A 17,222-nucleotide genomic window follows, 5' to 3' on the forward strand; every position below is an offset into this window, starting at 1 on the left:
CGCCGTCATGGTCCACCTGACCACCTACAGTGACGATCGGGCGATACTCTCCTCACCAACCCCCGCCACACAAGCGGAATTGTCGGCACCGGCGCGTACCGTGCCGATTGTGAACCGTACCGATCGGCTCTACGCGCTAGTCGAGGACCTGCGCGCGATCTCCCCCAGGTGCCGGTCAGCGCGCCAGCTCGCCAAACGCTTCGAGGTCAGCGCCAGGACCATCGAGCGCGACATCGCCGCCCTCCAGGAGTCCGGCGTGCCCATCTACGCCGAGCCGGGCCGCAGCGGGGGTTACGCGATCGACAAGACACACTCCCTCCCTCCGCTCAACTTCACCCCCGCCGAGGCCGTGGCCATCGCGATCGCGCTCAGCAGGGCGGGTGACCAGCCGTTCGGCCGCCAGGCGCGCAGCGCGCTGCGCAAGGTCGTGGCCGCCATGCCGGGCTCGGAGGGCGAGCTGGCCAGGGAGCTGGCCAGCCGCGTGCAGCTCGTCGCCCCCGTGGAGACCGGCGAGGAGATCCAGCCGCTCGGCCGCGCGGGCGTCTCCCGCACGATCGAGGACGCACTGCTGCGCAGGCGCGTCCTCCACCTCGAGTACGCCGACAGGAAAGGCGCCCTCACCTCGCGCGACGTCGAGCCTGGCGTGTTCCTCGGCGGGCGCGGCGGGTTCTGGTACCTCGTCGCCTGGTGCCGCCTGCGCGACGACGTGCGCGTCTTCAGGCTCGACAGGATCGCGGGCGCCGCGGTGAGCGAGGAGCGCTGCCCCGATCGGCCGCTGGAGGGGTACGTCTCGGACGTCCCCGACATGATCGTTCACGGCACGGTTCTCGATTAGGAAATCGAAAACACCGACATAGGGTTGTCGCATGGACGTCTTATCGTTGTCTTGTTCGAGAAACTTGACGACTTGGAGCGCACATGCTGAACACCGTGGCCTGGTTCGAGGTCGGCACCGACGACCCCGACGGAGCACAGCGGTTCTACGGCGACCTTTTCGGCTGGACGTTCGCGACCGACCCGAAGGCGCCGATGGACTACCGGCTGATCACCCAGGGTGAAGGAGGCCAGCCCTCCGGGGGCGTGTACGGGAGCAAGGGAGAGTTCCCCAACTACGCCGTCTTCTCCGTGCTCGTCGAGGACGTCGAGGCGACGTGCGCCAAGGTCGAGAGCCTGGGCGGCAAGGTGATCCACAAGGTCATCAGCGCCGACGACACCAGCTTCGCCTACCTGAAGGACGTGTCGGACAACCTGTTCGGCGTCTTCACGCCACCGGCCGGCTGACTCGCGTCATCCGTCCGCTGAAGGGTGTCGGGTCTTTCCCCCCGTCGCCCTGACCGGCGCCTTCCCCGCCGCGGACGTGACGCGTACCGACCGCCTCCTGGGCGGTCCACCCCTCCCTGGGCACGCCGCCAACCGCCGAGCGGCGGCGCGCCCAGGGCATTCGCACGTCTGACCCAGTTCGCTCCGCTCGGGTCGCGTGCCCCCTCCGGTCGCGTGCTGCTCCGGTTCCTGGCATGCGACGGAGGGAGGCGGCGGGAGTGCGCCGTCATGCCCGCCGGCGTAGAGAGGGCCGGGACCCCGGTCGAGGCGTCAGGCTGGGCAGGAGGCGTCCTTGGCGGGGATCTTGCCGTCGATCAGGTAGGCGTTGACCGCGCCCTGGATGCACTTGTTGCCCGACAGGTAGGCGCCGTGTCCCTCACCCTCGTAGGTGAGCAGGGTGGCGGTCTTCAGCTGCGCCGTCAGCCTCGGCCCCCACTGGTACGGCGTCGCGGGGTCGCCCTTGCCCGCCACCACCACGATCGGCCCCGACCCCTTGGCGTTCACCTTCCTGGCCTCGTTGCTGCCCGGCACTGGCCACAACGTGCAGATCGAGCCCGCGCCCGCGTTGCCGAACAGCGGAGAGATCTTCAGCGCCGCTTCCTCGGTGCGCAGCAGTTCCTCCCTGCCCGGCCGCTCGGCGGTGTCCACGCAGGTGATGGCAGGGAAGCTGGACATCTCGGTCGAGTAGCTGCCATCCGACCTGCGGCCCGTGTAGGTGTCGGCCAGGTACATCAGCGCGCCGCCGTCGCCCTTGAACCCCGACGACAGCGCGCTCTCCAGGAACGGCCAGCTCAGCTGGGAGTAGAGCGCGGCCGCGACGGCGGTGCTGGCCAGGCCCTGGGTCAGCTGGCGGTCGCCCACCTGCAGCGGCGAGACGACCATCTTGTTCATGAAGTCCTCGATCTTCCTGTCGGCCGTCTCGACGCTGTCGCCCAGCTCGCAGCCCTGCGTGACGCAGTCCTTCAGGAAGCTCATGTAGGCCTGCTGGAAGCCTTTGGTCTGGGCCAGCGTGCGCTGTTCGAGGGTCACGCTCGGGTCGAGCGGCGCGTCGAGGACCGTGCGGCCGACGTTCTTGGGGAACTTGGTGGCGTAGACGGCGCCGAGCTGCGTGCCGTACGACATGCCGAAGTAGTTGAGCTTGGGGTCGCCGAGGGCGTCGCGCATCCTGTCCATGTCCATGGCCGCGTTGACGGTGCCGACGTACGGCAGGACCGGGCCGGAGTCCTTCTCGCACAACCTCGTGAACTGCTCGGTGGCCGCCCGGACCTTGGCCCTGGTCTTGTCATTGGCGGGCAGCGTGTCGAGCGAGACGTAGGTGTCCATGTCCTTGCCGGTGCCGCAGACGACGCCGCGGCTGCGCTGGACGCCGCGCGGGTCGAAGCTGACCAGGTCGTAGCGGGCGTTGAGGGTGCCGAACGCCTTGACGGCCCGCGCCATCGTGTCGACGCCCGACGCGCCTGGCCCGCCGAAGTTGAACACCAGCGACCCGATCCGCTGGCCGGGGCCCTTGGCCGGGATCCTGATCATCGCGACGTCGATGGTCTCCCCGTCCGGCTTGTTGTAGTCGAGCGGGACGGCCAGCTTGCCGCACTGCAGGGTGGCGTCGGGAGTGGCCGTCGAGCCTTCAGGCACGGCCAGGTCGGTGCAGGCACCCCAGGCGATCTTGTCGGACGCCGCCGAGCCGGCGGGCGTCGAGCCCGAGCTGCCGGGTGTGGGGTCACCGGAGGTCCCGGTGGAGGTGCCGCAGGCGGCGAGCGAGATGGTCAGCCCTGCCGTCAGGGCGACGGTGGTGAGTGCGCGGCGCATGAATATCCCCCGATATCGAGTACCGGGGAAAATCCTTTCACATGCCCGGCCTGGGCGTCGCACACGCCGCGCTTTCTCGCCCGGCCGGTGGCTGCCCTCGCGGGAACCGGCAGGGAACGCGCGGGAACCGGCAGGGAAAGGAAAGAGCCCGCGCCGGCAGGGCGCGGGCTCTTTCGGAGTAGCGGATCAGACGCCCATGGACTGGGTGTCGTTGCTCTCGGCGCCACCGGCCTCGGTGACCCCGTTCTTCAGGTGGTAGCGGGCGATCGCCTCGCGCAGCACCTCGCCGTCGAGCTCGCCCCTGTAGACCAGCTGGGTGAGCACGGCCAGCGTGATCGACGCGGCGTCGACGTGGAAGTGACGGCGCAGCGCCGAGCGGGTGTCGGACAGGCCGAACCCGTCGGTGCCCAGCGAGCTCCAGTCACCCGGCACCCACTGCGAGATCTGGTCCTGCACCGCCTTCATGTAGTCGCTGACGCCCACGAACGGCCCCTGCGCGCCCTGAAGGGCCCGCGTGACGTACGGCACGCGCTGCTCGGAGTCGGGGTTGAGCAGGTTGTGCTCGTCGCAGGCCAGCGCCTCGCGGCGCAGCTCCGCCCAGGACGTCGCCGACCAGACGTCGGCCGAGACGCCCCAGTCTTCCGCCAGCATGCGCTGGGCCTCCATCGCCCACGGGCCCGCGACGCCCGAGGACAGGATGTTGGCCTTCGGCCCCTGGGTCTGCGGAGCGTCGGCGAACTTGTACAGACCCTTGAGCAGGCCGTCCACATCGAGGTCGGCGGGCTCGGCGGGCTGTACGTAGGGCTCGTTGTAGACGGTCAGGTAGTAGAAGACGTTCTCCGGCTGCTCGCCGTACATCCTCCTGAGGCCGTCCTTGACGATGTAGGCGGTCTCGAACGCCCACGAAGGGTCGTAGGAGACGGCCGCCGGGTTCGTCGAGGCGATCAGCGGGGTGTGCCCGTCCTCGTGCTGCAGGCCCTCGCCGTTCAGCGTCGTACGGCCGGCGGTCGCGCCGATCAGGAAGCCCCTGCCCATCTGGTCGCCGAGCTGCCACATCTGGTCGCCGGTCCGCTGCCACCCGAACATCGAGTAGAAGATGTAGATCGGGATCATGTGCTCGCCGTGCGTGGCGTACGCGGTGCCTGCCGCGGTCATCGAGGCCATGGAGCCCGCCTCGTTGATGCCCTCGTGCAGGATCTGGCCCTCGGTCGACTCCTTGTACGACAGCAGCAGGTCCCTGTCGACGGCCTCGTAGGTCTGGCCGTGCGGGCTGTAGATCTTCGCCGTCGGGAACATCGCGTCGAGACCGAAGGTGCGCGCCTCGTCGGGGATGATCGGCACGAACCGCTTGCCGATCTCCTTGTCGCGCATGAGGTCCTTGAGCAGGCGGACGAAGGCCATCGTGGTGGCCACCTGCTGCTTGCCCGAGCCCTTGGAGAACTGCTTGTAGACATCGTCGCCCGGCAGCTTGACCGCCTTGGCGCGCACCATGCGCCTGGGCAGCACGCCGCCCAGCGCCGCGCGGCGCTCCTTCATGTAGGCGATCTCTTCGTCGTTCTCGCCGGGGTGGAAGTACGGCGGCAGCTCGCCCTCGAGCGCGGAGTCGGGGATCGGCAGGTAGAGCCGGTCGCGGAACTCCTTCAGCTCGGCCTTGGTCATCTTCTTCATCTGGTGCGTCGCGTTGCGCGCCTCGAAGTCCTTGCCCAGTGTCCAGCCCTTGATGGTCTGGGCGAGGATGACCGTCGGCTGGCCGACGTGCTCGCGGGCCGACTTGAAGGCCGCGTAGACCTTGCGGTAGTCGTGGCCGCCGCGCGACAGCTTGCGGATGTCGTCGTCGTTCAGGTGCTCGACCATCTTGCGCAGGCGCGGGTCGCTGCCGAAGAAGTTGTCGCGGATGTAGGCGCCCGACTCGACCGAGTAGGTCTGGAACTGGCCGTCAGGCGTGGTGTTCATCTGGTTGACCAGGACGCCGTCGACGTCGGCGGCCAGCAGCGGGTCCCAGTCGCGGCCCCACACGACCTTGATGACGTTCCAGCCCGCGCCGCGGAAGTACGACTCGAGCTCCTGGATGATCTTGCCGTTGCCGCGTACCGGGCCGTCGAGCCGCTGCAGGTTGCAGTTGATGACGAAGGTGAGGTTGTCGAGCTCCTCGCGGGCGGCCAGGCCGATCGCGCCGAGCGACTCGGGCTCGTCCATCTCGCCGTCGCCGAGGAAGGCCCAGACGTGGCTTCTGGAGGTGTCCTTGATCTGGCGGCTCAGCAGGTAGCGGTTGAACCGCGCCTGGTAGATCGCGCTGATCGGGCCGAGGCCCATCGAGACGGTCGGGAACTCCCAGAAGTCCGGCATGAGCCGGGGGTGGGGGTAGGAGGGCAGGCCGTGGAAGCCGTGCGACAGCTCCTGGCGGAAGGCGTCGAGCTGGGCCTCGTTGAGCCGGCCCTCGAGGAAGGCGCGGGCGTAGATGCCCGGCGCGGCGTGCCCCTGGAAGAAGACCTGGTCGCCCGACTCGCCGTGGTCCTTGCCGCGGAAGAAGTGGTTGAAGCCGACCTCGTACAGCGAGGCGGCGGAGGCGTAGGTGGCGATGTGGCCGCCGACGTTGGTGCGCGCGTTGGCGCGCGAGACCATCACCGCGGCGTTCCACCTGATGTAGGCCCTGATGCGACGCTCGACGTGCTCGTCACCTGGGAACCAGGGCTCGCGCTCCGGGGGGATGGTGTTGATGTAGTCGGTGCTGCGCAGGCCGGGCACGCCGACCTGGTGCTCGCGGGCCCGCTCCAGCAGGCGAAGCATCAAGTAACGGGCGCGCGTACGACCCTCGGTCTTGATGACGTTGTCGAGGGACTCGAGCCACTCGTTGGTCTCGCTGGGGTCGACATCAGGCAGCTGGCTGGGTAGGCCGTCGCTGATGATCGAGAAACGCTGGCGTCCGGAAGCCACTGGGTCTCGCCTTCCGAGGATCGACTGATGTCTGGGTTGGGTCGCCTTCCATCCTGGTCGCTAACTCCGGAAAGTGCATCTCTACTGACCGGTAACCAGAACGTCCCTGCTGGCAGTGACATTGATGGTGGCCTAGACCACCGATGGTAGGACGAATCGCCACCAAAGGTTACAGTGCACGCCAGATTTATCAAGACTAGAAAAGAGACGAAATTTCGCCCGCCGCTATGACTCTGGGACAGGCTCACCGGGCGGCGCTCGCCACGCAGTATAGGAATGGTCTCGCCCGCGCCGGTCGGCGGGACCGCGGCCGCTCGCGATCATCTCGTGTGTACGGCACGCGACGCCGTCGTGCCGTGCGGGCAGAAGGGTCGTCGACCCCGGGATCAGGAGGACGCGGCGAGCTCGGCCCTGGCGGCAGCGGCGACGACGTCGCCCGCGACCTTCAGCGCCTCCGTGTCGCGCAGCGACCTGCACAGCACGAACGCCCCCTCCAGACTGGTCACCAGGCAGATCGTGAGTCTGCGCGCCGCCTCACGGGACAGTCCGAACCTGGCGAACCCCTCCGTGCCCGCGGCGATCCAGGCGGTGAAGACGTCGGCGGTCGCCCTGCGCAGGGGTTCGTTCGTGCTGGCCACCTCGAGGGCCACCGTGGCGATGGGGCAGGCATCGGCGTAGCCGGTCTCGACCAGCGTGTCGGCCGCGGCGGTGAAGAACGTCTCGATGCCGCTGACCACGTCCGGCGCGGGCGCGATGAGGGCGTCGAAGAGCTGGACGTAGGTCATCCCCGACGAGCGGACGACCTCCTCGCCCAGCTGCTCCTTGCCGCCCGGGAAGAAGTGGTAGATCGACCCGAAGGGCGCGTTGGCGGCGGTGACGATCTGCTTCAGGCCGGTGCCCGTGTAGCCGTTGCGACGGAACAGCTCGGCGCTCGCGTCCAGGATGCGTTCCTTGGTGTTGCCCACACCCCGACCCTACCCTAGGGTCTCGCTAGAGCGATCTATCAAATCGGAGGCGGCCTTGCCGGAGATCGAGCTGTCAGCGGGCACCATCGACTACGAGGACACCGGAGGCGAAGGTCCCGTCCTGGTGTTCCTGCACGGGGTCACCATCGACGGCTCCGTGTGGCGCCAGGTGGTGGCCGACCTGCGCCGCGACCACCGATGCGTGTGCCCGACGCTTCCCCTCGGAGCGCACCGCCGCCCGATGCGGCGCGACGCCGACCTGTCGCTTCAGGGCATGGCCCTGCTGGTGGCGGAGTTCCTCGACCGGCTCGACCTGCGCGAGGTGACGCTCGTGCTGAACGACTGGGGCGGCGGGCAGCTGCTCGTCCCGCTCGGAAGGGCCGAGCGGATCGCCAGGCTGGTCCTCACCTCCTGCGAGGCCTTCGACAACTATCCTCCTGGGCTGCCGGGCCGCCTGATCGAGCTCGCGGCCAAGACTCCCGGCGGGTTGTGGCTCACCATGCGGATGCTCGGGCTCAGGTCCTTCCGCAGGGCGCCGGGCGGATGGGGCTGGATGAGCAAGCGGCCCGTGCCCGACGCGGTGATGGACGCCTGGTTCGCGCCCGCGCGGACCAGCGCGGCGATCAGGCGCGATCTGGCCAGGTACGCGGTGTCCGTGCCGCCGCGGCGGGTCCTGCTCGACTGGGCGGAGCGCCTGCGGTCCTTCAAGGGGCCCGTCCTGGTCGCGTGGGCGGTGGAGGACAAGCTGATGCCCAGGGAGCACGGTCCCCGGCTGGCGGCGCTGTTCGAGGACGCCAGGCTGGTGGAGATCGAGGACAGCTACACCCTCATTCCCGAGGACCAGCCAGCGTTGCTCGCTCGCACGATCGAGCAGTTCGTCGCCGAGACCCGCACGGGCGGAACGCCCGCCTGACCTCGCCCGCCCGTCCCTCCCGGCGCCCTCGCGCGCTGACCGCGCGGGACCTCGCGGGCACTCCGCGATGACGGGTGGGCGGAGCGTAACATTTCGATTATCTTTTGCCCTTCTACCTGGGTCGGGGGGCTTTTCGGATGGGCTCCGCCGTACGAAGGTGGAGGTATGAACGCGACGGTAGGCGACCGGCTCCTTGTGCACGGAAACACCGTTGGAGAAAGGGACCGGATCGGAGAGATCATCGAGGTACGCGGGTCCGACGGCGGGCCTCCGTACATGGTCAGATTCGACGACGGCCACACCGGCCTGGTGTTTCCCGGCCCGGACGCGGTCGTCGAACATGCGTAGGATTCCCATGTGAAATCCCAGATCATCTCGGTGACCACGGGGTCGCGCGAGACGGTGCACGACATCACGAGCGCGTGCGAGGCTTTCGTGCGCTCACTCGGCGGCGACGGCTTGCTGCACGTGTTCGTGCCGCACGCGACCGCCGGGGTGGCGCTGATCGAGCTCGGCTCGGGCAGCGACGACGACCTGCTGGCCACGCTCGGCGACCTGCTGCCCGCCGACGACAGATGGCGACACGCCCACGGCTCGCGTGGCCACGGGAGGTCTCACGTGATGCCTGCGCTGATTCCGCCCTACGCCATCGTTCCCGTACTGGGCGGGCGGCTGGAGCTGGGCACGTGGCAGTCGATCGCCATCGTCGACCTGAACGTCGACAACCGTGAACGGCAGGTTCGCCTGTCGTTTTTGTCTGATTAATTCGTGTGGACTACGGCCGTCATCGTGGCGACCGTTGACGACTGAGGGTCACAGCGTGTGGACTGTCCCGAAGCGATGACCGCATATCAGGAGGGATACAAGTGAGCGCGACCGCGGGTCAGGCGCAGGGCGAGCGCGGCCTGGCCGAACGACTCGGCCTCAAGCCGGGTCAGGTGGTGCAGGAGATCGGTTGGGACGAGGACAGCGACGAAGAGCTTCGCGAGTCCATCGAGAACCTGACCGGCACCGAGCTTCTAGACGAGGAAACCGACGAAGTAGCCGACGTGGTGCTGCTGTGGTGGCGCGACGGCGATGGCGACCTCTTCGACGCTCTCAGCGATGCGATGAGAGGTCTGGCCGACGCGGGCCAGATCTGGCTCCTGACTCCCAAGGCCGGGAGAGACGGCCACGTGGAGCCGAGCGACATCGGGGAGGACGCCGCCACCGCGGGCCTCTCGCAGACCAGCAGCATCTCCGCAGCACCCGATTGGTCGGGGACCAGGCTCGTGGCGCCCAAGGGCCGTCGCTAGCTAGACGTTGATGCCTGCCGTACGACCGAGGAGGTCGTACGGCAGGATGAATCGTATGGCTCCCGACTTCGAACTGCCCGACCAGCACGGCACCCCGGTCAGGCTGTCCAGCCTGCGGGGCGGGCGGGTGCTGTTGATCTTCTATCCGCTGGCCTTCAGCGGCGTGTGCCGCAGCGAGCTCGGCCAAGTGCGCGACGAGCTCATCCCACGCCTGCCCGCCGACGTGCGGGTGCTGTCGGTCTCCGTCGACTCGATGTTCACCCATCGCGCGTGGGCGGAGCAGGAGGGGTACGAGTTTCCCCTGCTATCCGACTTCTGGCCACATGGACAGGTCGCCGAGGCGTACGGTGTGTTCGATGAGACGAAAGGGCTCGCCAAGCGCGGGACCTTCCTCATCGATGGCGAGGGCGTGATCAGGTGGTCGGTCGTCAACCCGATCTCCGCGGCGCGCGATGTCGCCGACTATCTCAAAGCATTGTCCTGACTGTCGTATCGGAGGACACCATGCCCTGCTACCGGTGCGGGGCCCGGCAGACCGACCCGGTTCGCGGAGCGAGCCCATGGCGGCGTGGGGTACACAGCGAGGTTCAGGTGCTCATCTGCCCTGACTGCCAGCGCGCCCACGACCTCGAACTCGACCTCTGCGAATCCTGCGGCTCCACGTCGCTCATCTGCCGGCTCGGCGAAGTCGAGTGCCGCGCCTGCGGCTCGGTGCGGCTCGCGCGGCTCACGCAGCCCGCCGGATCGGAGCCGCCCCCAGGCCTGGCCGACGAGGTCGAGGCGGCCCTCAACAGAGTGCTGGGTCTTTCCCGACAATAGGGTGCGCTATCGTTCATAGCCGTTGACCAGCCACCCGCCTCCCAGGATGACCGCTATGAGTTCCTACGTTGTCGCGCTCGATGTCGGCGGCACGTCCATGAAGGGCGGCCTCGTCAGCGAGAACGGTCAGGTGCTGGTCACCGACCGGCGCGCCACGCCGCGCGCCGAGGGGCCTGACGCCGTCGTCACCGCCATCCGCGAGTTCATCGCCGACCTCGCCGCCCGCGGCGGGGCGGACCTCGCGGGCGTCGGCCTCGCCGTACCGGGGCTCGTCACGGCCACCAGCGCCGTCTACGCCGCCAACCTCGGCTGGCGCGACGTGCCCGCGCAGGCCTTCGTCGACATGGACGTCCCCGTCATGCTCGGCCACGACGTCCGCACCGGCGGGCTCGCCGAGAGCGTTCTCGGCGCGGGACGCGGCGTGTCCGACTTCCTATTCCTGCCCATCGGCACCGGGATCGCCGGCGCCATGATTCTTTCCGGCCGGCCGTACGGCGGGGCGGAGGGCTGGGGCGGCGAGATCGGCCACATCCCCGTCTTCCCCGACGGCGAGCCCTGCGCCTGCGGGCAGTTCGGCTGCCTCGAGACGTACGCGTCCGCGGCCTCGGTCGGACGGCGCTACAGCGAGCGTTCAGGCGTGCCGGGGGTCAAGGCGGAGGAGGTCGTCGCCTCCGACGACCCGCTGGCCATAGAGGTGTGGGACGAGGCCGTGGAAGCGCTCTCCCTCGCGCTGGCCACGTACACGCTCCTGCTCGACCCCTCGGTCATCGTCCTGGGCGGCGGCCTCGCCGAGGCGGGTCCCGCCCTGTTCGACCCGGTACGCACCAGGCTGGTGAAACGACTCGCCTTCCGCGACGCGCCCCCACTGGTACCGGCGTCGCTGGGCGTGAACGCGGGCATGCTGGGCGCCGCCTTGCTGGGCTGGACCGCGGCAGGCCGGCCTTCGGTGGGGACAGGGTGGACAATGGATGTGCGATCGGCGCCTGCGGTGTCGTAAGGTGTAGTGCCGATCAGGGGCGGTTAGCTCAGCGGTAGAGCACTCGCCTTACAAGCGAGGGGTCACTGGTTCGAACCCAGTACCGCCCACATGTTCCAGGGCTCGTGGGGGTCCGGTGGTATATCGAGTGGCGGCCGGCTAGGTCGTGGCCGTTGCCTCCCACAGGGCGCTGACCGGGACGGCCAGCATTCGGTCGCTGAAGGAGAATGTCTGCGTGCCGGTGTGCAGGACCAGACCGGCGACGAAGTCGGGGCCCACCCGTTCCGCAAGGTGGCGGAGTCCTTTGAAGTCGTCCGGTCGTACGGTGGAGGCGGCCTTGACCTCGATGCCCACAACCCGGCCCTGGCGGCTCTCCAGGACGGCGTCCACCTCCACCTTGTCCTTGGTTCGGTAGTGGTACAGGTCGACCAAGGTGTCCGCCCAGGTCACCTGCCGGGCCAGTTCCGTCAGGACGAAGCCCTCCAGCAGCGGCCCGAATGCGGAACCGGGCCGGAGGAGGCTGTGGGCGTCGACGCCCAGCAGGTTCGCTGCCACTCCCGAGTCGACAAAGGTGACCTTGGGGGTGTGTACGGCCCGGCTGCTGATGTTCTTCGACCAGGCGGGGATGCGTTTGATCAGGAAGACTTCTTCCAGCAGTGCCAGAAATCTGGCGGTGGTTGTGCCGGGCAGGCCGAGGTCACGGCCCAGCGCCTGAACGACGAGGAGTTGGCCGGATCTGGCCGCCAGAGACCTGACCAACGCGCGTAGTTCCGCAGTACGTTCGATCTCCGACAGTTGCATCACGTCACGGTTGATCAGATCGCCGACGTAGGAGTCGAAGAAGCGTTGCCTGCGTCGAGGGTTGGTGCGGGCGACAGCTTCGGGATAGCCGCCGCGGACCAGGCGGTCTGCATAGTCGGCCCGGGTGAGCCGGGAGGTGTGCCGGAGGGTCGGGCCGTGCGTGAACACCGCGTCGACGAAGGCATCAGGACGGCCGTCGATCTCGCCCTGCGCGAAAGGCCACAGTTCGATGGTTTCCATCCGCCCGGGCAGGGTGTCCGGCAGACCGCGTAGGGCGAGTAGCCGGGAGGAGCCGGTGAGCAGGTATCTGCCGGGTCTCGGATCGGCGTCCACCTGAGATTTGATGGCGAGCAGTAGTTCCGGAGCACGCTGGATCTCATCGATGACCATGGGCTCCGGAAAGTCGACGAAGCCGCTGGGGTCGCTCAACGCAGCCTGCAGGGTCAGTGGATCGTCGAGGTCGCGCCACTCGGTACCGTCTGCCTTGGCGAGCCGCCGGACCAGCGTGCTCTTGCCCGACTGTCGTGCGCCGTTGACCAGGACGACGCGCGTGTCGGCCAGGGCGTCCGTGACTGTTTGCTCCGCGTGACGGTGGATCAAGCGCCCGAGCGGGGTGGTGACCATGCTCTCTATCATGACATGTTGTGGTGAGTTGGTCGCCTCATCGGCAGTGACTTGGTCGCCATATTGATGGCGGAATGGTCGCTAGAGATATGGGGTGATGGTCGCTCGCTGAGCGGCTCGTGCCGCGCAGCAGTGAAGGTGAACGGTGCAACTCCTGATCAAGGAGGACACACCTGATAAGTAGCGTTGACCAGGCATCGATGGCAGGGGCCGGGCGAAGGTGACACAGGAGACGTCGTAGATCCAGCCGTGTTGCGCAAGCCGGTCGAACCCCCTATGCGAGCGTCTCATCATGACTCCCTTGGTCAGTTCGTGTCATGATGGCGGCCGTCCAGTGGGTCCGCGCCTTTCCCGGGAGCGGCGACGGTCTTTCTGAGGTCATGTGCCTGGGTGACCAACTGAGTGACAACCGCCCCGGACAGCGGCGGACGCCGGTGGACTTCCGTGGATTGCTCGCGCAGATGGGAGCGGGTATGGGTGGTGATCCCGCCCCCACCCGGATTGACTTACAAGCGAGGGGTCACTGGTTCGAACCCAGTACCGCCCACTAGCACAAGAAGCCCGGTAGCGATCTTGCTGCCGGGCTTCGTGCCATTAGCGTGCCATGAGGTCTTGGCGATCATGGCGTCCATCCGGATGGGGATGCAGCCGACGGATGGGACCGTCGTAGACCGGGCCTGCAGAAGTCGACGTGCTGAAACGTGTCGCTAGATCACCCGGGGCTGGTTGTCCGCCGGGTCCACCGGGACGATCTCCTCCACCGTCACCCTGTGGTCGCGGCCGTTGTGATAGCCGAACGACTGGCCGGGCTCGTTGGCGAGCTGTGAAAGGGTCGCGTCCGGAGCCTGGTCGGCGTCGATTCCGCCGTCCTGGACCGAGAAGCTGTAGTGGCCGCCCGCGCCGGCGTTGGCGTCGATCATCGCGTGGAGCCGGTCAAGCCGAATCCTGGACGGCACCTGCACCCGGAGCGGCTGTGGTCCATCGACACGCAGGATGGCCCGCCCTCGGTCGGGCACCGGCTGGTCGCGGAATCCGGGCCGGCCACAGCATTTCTTGTACTTGCGCTGAGAGGTGCACCAGCAGGGCGTGTTGCGCTCCGGTGGCCAGGAGATCGCGTCCCGGTCCGGCAGCGTGGACAGGTAGGCCAGCCGTGTACTTCGACGTCGGGGGTCGCGTCCCGTCCGCTTGGCGAACGCGTCGACCTCCGCCAGGTCGATCGCGACCACCGAGACCCTGCCGAGCTCGGCCGAGTCGCGCAGCGATGACTCCAGCTCGCGACGGTAGTCCTCGTGGTCGAGGGGGAATGTGGCGTCGAGCAGCCCTTCGGCCAGGCCCTTGGCGTACTCCCGCGCGGGGAGATAGGCCATCCGATACCTGGAGCGCTCCCCGCCCAGCGCACGTTTCCCGGAGGGCGTGGCGGCAGTGCGGGCTGCGCTGAGCAGCTCCTCCATCGCACTCCGAAACGGATATCGCGGCGCTCCGGTAGCAGGAACGACATGTCGCGATGGAGGGCCTCCATCTCGGCCAGGCCCTCGGCGTCGCGGTGGGCCGCACGCAGGGCGCCCAGGGCGAAGCGCTGGTCGGGGTGGGCGTTGAGTACCTCGGTCAGCAGCTCGACCGCGTCGTGGAGCTCGTCGTCGTCATAGAGGTCAACCAGTTCCCAGGCAAGCTCGAACACCCCGGGATCGCCCTGGCTGCGCGGATCCAGTAGCACCTGCCGAACCGTCTCCCTGGCCGCAGACTCGTTGGTGAGTTCGCCGAACTCGTCCGGCTCGCCGAACTGGTCGTAGACGGTGTCGAGCACCTGCGTGGGCTTGAGGGGGTGGAAGAATCTGTCGGGGAGCATGGGTTCATTGTCCATACGGCGCGGGCACGATGAGCCGGTTCTCCTTGGCATGCGGTTGGAGGAGCGACCTCGTCGCGCTTCGACGCGGCATGGTTCTAACGGTGCCACATCTGCGCCGCATCTCAGTTGCGGATCGTGTCTCTCGAAGGCGAGCATGGACTTGTAGTCAGCACCCGCACCAGTTCAGAGACCTACACCTGGATGCATGCGTTATGCGCGAGGAACTGCATCACCTGGTGGATCAGTTGCCGGAGTCGGAACTGCGGCCCGCACCGGAACTGGTTCGCGGGCGCTTGGGTGAGGCTGGCCATGAGCGCGACCTGCTGTTCTTTGCATCGTTCGAGGGTGAGCCTGATCTGGCCGAGCGTCATGAGGAGATCCTGCTCGCCGAGTTGGGCCGCTGACGTGTTGCGTTGTGACACAGGTGTCCTTCTCGCCGCCGGCAACGTCAAGGACGAGCGTCATCACGCCTGTTTGATGCTGCTTCGCCAGGCAGTGGGGCAGCTGCTCGGGCCGCCCCGGTGATGGGTGAGTCGGTTACCTCCAGGACCCGCGCGTCGGTCCGCAAGCCGAATCACCTTCTCAAGTCGTGCGATTTGGCTGGGCCGCGCTAAGTACCTGTACATACACTGGCGGCATGAGCGCGCAACCGCAGGAGTTCACCCCCGAAGGCCCCCCGCCGGAGAAGAATCTGCGCGCCATCCGCAGTGCGTTGGTCGTCCCGCAGGACCGAGATGGGTTCGACGCAGGTCTTGACGTCGTCTTGGCTGAGGTCCGCGCCAGTTTGGACCTCGGCCGACTCGGCGAGTTCATCCATACCTGGTGGCTTGTCGCGTGCGACTCGATCAAGGATCCGCAGGGCCGGAGAGATCTTTACGAGCGGGCTGCCCGTGTCCAGGAACTGGCCGATGTCGGCAAGCCGATCCCTCGGGGCGACAAGACGTGGCGCCAACTGCTGGCTGAGCGCGGGGTTGAGCGGTAGGTGTATTTGAACGAGTCGAGATGTTCCTGTACGGCGGGGATGATCGCCCGGGGGATGGCGACCGTGCGAACACCGGCGCGTGACTTGGGCGGCCCGACCAGGAGTTCGCCTGTGTCCAGCTCGACGTGCTGTTGCCGAACGCTGACCGTGCCCTTCGTCAGGTCCAGGTCCATCCGCCGCAGGGCAGCCACCTCACCCCACCGCAGGCTCGCGAAGGTGGCCAGGAGGATCAGCGCCCGCAGACGCTTCACGACGAGGTCAGCCAGCTTGAAGACCTGCGCCACCGTGAGCACCGGTCGCTCATCGGGCTTCTCCTCACCGGCTCCCCTGATGCGATAGGGGTTGCGCGGGATGATCCGATCGTCTGCCGCCGTCATGAGCACGGCCCGCAGGAACCGGTACGCCTTGGCCACCTCCGACGCGCCGACGCCGTTCGAGATCAGCGCGGTTCGCCACTCTCGGACGGCCGACGTGTCGATCTTTCCGAGAAGGATGTTTCCGAGGTAGGGCAGGATGTACCGCTTGAGCAAGCCCGTGTAGATCTCGACCGTGCGGGGGCGGAGGTTGGTCCGTTCGGCTATCCACTTCGCTGAGTAGTCGCCGAGCTTGACCTTCGCGCGCTGAGGGTCGGTCCAGTCGCCTGTGATCAGCTTGGCTTCGATCAGGGAGAGCGCCTTATCGGCGTCGCGTTCCTTCACATAGGTCGTCTCGCCGACGTAGATCTTGCCGTCAGGCCCGGGGTACCTGATCTGGAATCGGCCCGAGGGCAGCGCGCGGATGCTGCCGAAGCGGCGCTTACCAGGTTTGTTCGCCATCACGCCGCCCTCCTCTCTCCGGTTGCCGAAAGATCTGTGCTGTCTGCCTGCCCCTGCCGTTCGGCCATGAGTGCGCGCCATCGTTGGCGGTTGGCGATCTCGACCAGGAGGCGTTGCCCGAGGGGCGGAAGGTCCGGATCACCGGGTGGGATCGGTCGCCAGGTGTAGCGGTTCGGATCGGTGCCTTCGGTTGCCGAAAGACCGAGCGCTTCCAGGACCCAGGCACGTCGGTCGGCGCGGTGGTCTGTCAGGGTCTTGTTGGACCACTTGCGGGAGACCAGGACGCGCCGGCCCGGGTAGCCGAGGTGTTCAGGCTTGTGTCCCTTGCCACGGCACTGTCCGGGTGCCTGGCCTGGCTTGGCGCCCTTGGGTTGCACGCCGTAGCGGAGCCAGTTCGGGCAGGTGGGCGAGCACGGCTCGTAGCGCAGCGCCTCTGCCATCCGGTCGGCGTGGTCCTTCTGGCGCTGGTTGTCCGGGTCGCAGGTCTCGGCGATCGACTTGGTGAGGTACTTGGTCAGGTAGTGCTTGATCAGGTGGTCGGCTCGTTCGGTACCACCGAGCACGCCTTTGGCGTCTACCTGACTGCCGAAGGTGAGCACGTGCAGCCGCAACCGACCCGCCGCCGCCCTACCAGTTCGTCGAGATGACCGGGGCCCAGGAGGTTCCCGGTCCCGGCGATCCGGACGGGGTGGGGATCTTCGCCTGGAGGGTGATCGAACGGTCGTTGCTCTGCTACGTCATCACCGCCCACAACATCGACCGCGCGACCGCGGCGCACATCCATGAGGGGAGGGCAGGAGTGGCGGGTCCGATCGTGGTGACCTTGCAGGCGCCCAGCGAGGGCTTCGCGAGCGACTGCATCCGCGCCGTGAAGCGCCAGACGGCCGACAACGCCGACTGCGGTGTCCGGGTAGCGATCCTGTAGCCCCCTGCCCGACGCGGCTGGCCGTACGGGCAAACGTCCCGTCCAGCGGCATATCGATGACGCTAAGTGACCGCTTCACGGAGTTTGTGCCAAATTTCGTGAAGCGGCACTATTTGTGCGCCGTTCGGGCGCCAGTGGCGATCAACTGGTTTCGAAATGTCGATGGGCGCCTCTACCTCTTTGACCCGTCCTGGAGAGACC

Annotated in this window: 20 protein-coding genes and 1 tRNA gene; 14 read left to right on the forward strand and 7 right to left on the reverse strand. The window is 67.7% G+C overall.

Translation table 11 applies throughout. From position 1 onward, the window contains the following. Window positions 1-109: 109 nt before the first annotated feature. A complete protein-coding gene (locus AB0B45_RS05115; protein WP_358125497.1) occupies window positions 110-835 on the forward strand; it encodes a YafY family protein in 726 nt (241 codons plus the stop codon). An 83-nt stretch (window positions 836-918) separates the two neighbouring features. Beyond that, the gene (locus AB0B45_RS05120; RefSeq protein WP_358125500.1) at window positions 919-1,281 is read left to right on the forward strand and encodes a VOC family protein; all 363 of its coding nucleotides are present in this window, start codon (window positions 919-921) and stop codon (window positions 1,279-1,281) included. 309 nt (window positions 1,282-1,590) lie between these two features. Here AB0B45_RS05120 and AB0B45_RS05125 read toward each other — a convergent pair whose 3' ends face one another. From AB0B45_RS05125 to AB0B45_RS05135, 3 genes are all read right to left on the reverse strand, one after another. Beyond that, window positions 1,591-3,126: an alpha/beta hydrolase gene (locus AB0B45_RS05125; RefSeq protein WP_358125502.1), complete on the reverse strand. Its 1,536-nt coding sequence runs from the start codon at window positions 3,124-3,126 to the stop codon at window positions 1,591-1,593. Window positions 3,127-3,312: 186 nt separating this feature from the next. Then, window positions 3,313-6,060: a pyruvate dehydrogenase (acetyl-transferring), homodimeric type gene (gene aceE, locus AB0B45_RS05130; RefSeq protein ID WP_358125505.1), complete on the reverse strand. Its 2,748-nt coding sequence runs from the start codon at window positions 6,058-6,060 to the stop codon at window positions 3,313-3,315. Window positions 6,061-6,446: 386 nt separating this feature from the next. Continuing rightward, window positions 6,447-7,025, reverse strand: a complete 579-nt coding sequence (locus AB0B45_RS05135) for a TetR/AcrR family transcriptional regulator (RefSeq protein ID WP_358125508.1) — start codon at window positions 7,023-7,025, stop codon at window positions 6,447-6,449. A 55-nt stretch (window positions 7,026-7,080) separates the two neighbouring features. On the opposite strand from AB0B45_RS05135, the gene AB0B45_RS05140 reads away from it, so the two are divergent. The 8 genes from AB0B45_RS05140 to AB0B45_RS05175 all read left to right on the forward strand — a co-directional run bounded on the left by AB0B45_RS05140 (window position 7,081) and on the right by AB0B45_RS05175 (window position 11,138). Then, window positions 7,081-7,938: an alpha/beta hydrolase gene (locus tag AB0B45_RS05140; RefSeq protein ID WP_358125511.1), complete on the forward strand. Its 858-nt coding sequence runs from the start codon at window positions 7,081-7,083 to the stop codon at window positions 7,936-7,938. Between the two features lie 165 nt (window positions 7,939-8,103). Beyond that, a complete protein-coding gene (locus tag AB0B45_RS05145; protein WP_358125514.1) occupies window positions 8,104-8,286 on the forward strand; it encodes a DUF1918 domain-containing protein in 183 nt (60 codons plus the stop codon). A gap of 9 nt (window positions 8,287-8,295) precedes the next feature. Beyond that, window positions 8,296-8,703: a secondary thiamine-phosphate synthase enzyme YjbQ gene (locus tag AB0B45_RS05150; protein ID WP_358125517.1), complete on the forward strand. Its 408-nt coding sequence runs from the start codon at window positions 8,296-8,298 to the stop codon at window positions 8,701-8,703. Between the two features lie 101 nt (window positions 8,704-8,804). Next, window positions 8,805-9,233 (forward strand): DUF3052 domain-containing protein, encoded by a 429-nt coding sequence (locus AB0B45_RS05155; RefSeq protein WP_358125520.1) that lies wholly within the window; start codon window positions 8,805-8,807, stop codon window positions 9,231-9,233. A gap of 46 nt (window positions 9,234-9,279) precedes the next feature. Next, window positions 9,280-9,717, forward strand: coding sequence for a peroxiredoxin (locus AB0B45_RS05160; RefSeq protein ID WP_358125523.1), 438 nt, complete (start codon window positions 9,280-9,282; stop codon window positions 9,715-9,717). 107 nt (window positions 9,718-9,824) lie between these two features. Next, complete coding sequence (locus AB0B45_RS05165) at window positions 9,825-10,052, forward strand: hypothetical protein (RefSeq protein ID WP_358125526.1); 228 nt, start codon at window positions 9,825-9,827, stop codon at window positions 10,050-10,052. 55 nt (window positions 10,053-10,107) lie between these two features. After that, window positions 10,108-11,049: an ROK family protein gene (locus AB0B45_RS05170; protein ID WP_358125528.1), complete on the forward strand. Its 942-nt coding sequence runs from the start codon at window positions 10,108-10,110 to the stop codon at window positions 11,047-11,049. A 17-nt stretch (window positions 11,050-11,066) separates the two neighbouring features. Further along, a tRNA-Val gene (locus AB0B45_RS05175) sits at window positions 11,067-11,138 on the forward strand. A gap of 49 nt (window positions 11,139-11,187) precedes the next feature. On the opposite strand, the gene AB0B45_RS05180 is transcribed toward AB0B45_RS05175, so the two are convergent. Together AB0B45_RS05180 and AB0B45_RS05185 are read right to left on the reverse strand one after the other, a co-directional pair. Beyond that, window positions 11,188-12,453 (reverse strand): ATP-binding protein, encoded by a 1,266-nt coding sequence (locus AB0B45_RS05180; protein WP_358125531.1) that lies wholly within the window; start codon window positions 12,451-12,453, stop codon window positions 11,188-11,190. Between the two features lie 707 nt (window positions 12,454-13,160). After that, the gene (locus AB0B45_RS05185; protein ID WP_358125534.1) at window positions 13,161-13,904 is read right to left on the reverse strand and encodes an SEC-C metal-binding domain-containing protein; all 744 of its coding nucleotides are present in this window, start codon (window positions 13,902-13,904) and stop codon (window positions 13,161-13,163) included. 53 nt (window positions 13,905-13,957) lie between these two features. Here AB0B45_RS05185 and AB0B45_RS05190 point away from each other — a divergent pair, with 53 nt between their 5' ends. The 3 genes from AB0B45_RS05190 (at window position 13,958) to AB0B45_RS05200 (ending at window position 15,281) form a co-directional block, all read left to right on the forward strand. Further along, complete coding sequence (locus AB0B45_RS05190) at window positions 13,958-14,164, forward strand: hypothetical protein (protein WP_358125537.1); 207 nt, start codon at window positions 13,958-13,960, stop codon at window positions 14,162-14,164. 347 nt (window positions 14,165-14,511) lie between these two features. Beyond that, window positions 14,512-14,703, forward strand: a complete 192-nt coding sequence (locus AB0B45_RS05195; protein ID WP_358125540.1) for a hypothetical protein — start codon at window positions 14,512-14,514, stop codon at window positions 14,701-14,703. 233 nt (window positions 14,704-14,936) lie between these two features. Further along, complete coding sequence (locus AB0B45_RS05200; protein ID WP_358125543.1) at window positions 14,937-15,281, forward strand: DUF6247 family protein; 345 nt, start codon at window positions 14,937-14,939, stop codon at window positions 15,279-15,281. On the opposite strand, the gene AB0B45_RS05205 is transcribed toward AB0B45_RS05200, so the two are convergent. Together AB0B45_RS05205 and AB0B45_RS05210 are read right to left on the reverse strand one after the other, a co-directional pair. Further along, entirely contained in the window at window positions 15,173-16,096 is a 924-nt protein-coding gene (locus AB0B45_RS05205) for a site-specific integrase (protein WP_358126263.1), read from the reverse strand. The genes AB0B45_RS05200 and AB0B45_RS05205 overlap by 109 nt on opposite strands. Next, complete coding sequence (locus AB0B45_RS05210) at window positions 16,096-16,707, reverse strand: replication initiator (RefSeq protein WP_358125546.1); 612 nt, start codon at window positions 16,705-16,707, stop codon at window positions 16,096-16,098. Before AB0B45_RS05210 ends, AB0B45_RS05205 begins: the two co-directional genes overlap by 1 nt. A 32-nt stretch (window positions 16,708-16,739) precedes the next feature. Here AB0B45_RS05210 and AB0B45_RS05215 point away from each other — a divergent pair, with 32 nt between their 5' ends. Next, on the forward strand, window positions 16,740-17,021 hold the full coding sequence (locus tag AB0B45_RS05215; RefSeq protein ID WP_358125549.1) for a CHRD domain-containing protein: 282 nt from the start codon (window positions 16,740-16,742) through the stop codon (window positions 17,019-17,021). Window positions 17,022-17,222: the final 201 nt, after the last annotated feature.

Origin of the sequence: Nonomuraea sp. NPDC049152, assembly GCF_040648355.1 — a bacterium.
GTDB lineage: Bacteria > Actinomycetota > Actinomycetes > Streptosporangiales > Streptosporangiaceae > Nonomuraea.

Coding starts and splice junctions, on each gene's coding strand:
- AB0B45_RS05200 (WP_358125543.1), top strand. CDS start 14,937: ATGAGCGCGCAACCGCAGGAGTTCACCCCCGAAGGCCCCCCGCCGGAG.
- AB0B45_RS05205 (WP_358126263.1), bottom strand. CDS start 16,096: ATGGCGAACAAACCTGGTAAGCGCCGCTTCGGCAGCATCCGCGCGCTG.
- AB0B45_RS05190 (WP_358125537.1), top strand. CDS start 13,958: ATGGAGGGCCTCCATCTCGGCCAGGCCCTCGGCGTCGCGGTGGGCCGC.
- AB0B45_RS05145 (WP_358125514.1), top strand. CDS start 8,104: ATGAACGCGACGGTAGGCGACCGGCTCCTTGTGCACGGAAACACCGTT.
- AB0B45_RS05125 (WP_358125502.1), bottom strand. CDS start 3,126: ATGCGCCGCGCACTCACCACCGTCGCCCTGACGGCAGGGCTGACCATC.
- AB0B45_RS05120 (WP_358125500.1), top strand. CDS start 919: ATGCTGAACACCGTGGCCTGGTTCGAGGTCGGCACCGACGACCCCGAC.
- AB0B45_RS05195 (WP_358125540.1), top strand. CDS start 14,512: ATGCGCGAGGAACTGCATCACCTGGTGGATCAGTTGCCGGAGTCGGAA.
- AB0B45_RS05170 (WP_358125528.1), top strand. CDS start 10,108: ATGAGTTCCTACGTTGTCGCGCTCGATGTCGGCGGCACGTCCATGAAG.
- AB0B45_RS05185 (WP_358125534.1), bottom strand. CDS start 13,904: ATGGAGGAGCTGCTCAGCGCAGCCCGCACTGCCGCCACGCCCTCCGGG.
- AB0B45_RS05215 (WP_358125549.1), top strand. CDS start 16,740: ATGACCGGGGCCCAGGAGGTTCCCGGTCCCGGCGATCCGGACGGGGTG.
- AB0B45_RS05160 (WP_358125523.1), top strand. CDS start 9,280: ATGAATCGTATGGCTCCCGACTTCGAACTGCCCGACCAGCACGGCACC.
- AB0B45_RS05180 (WP_358125531.1), bottom strand. CDS start 12,453: ATGGTCACCACCCCGCTCGGGCGCTTGATCCACCGTCACGCGGAGCAA.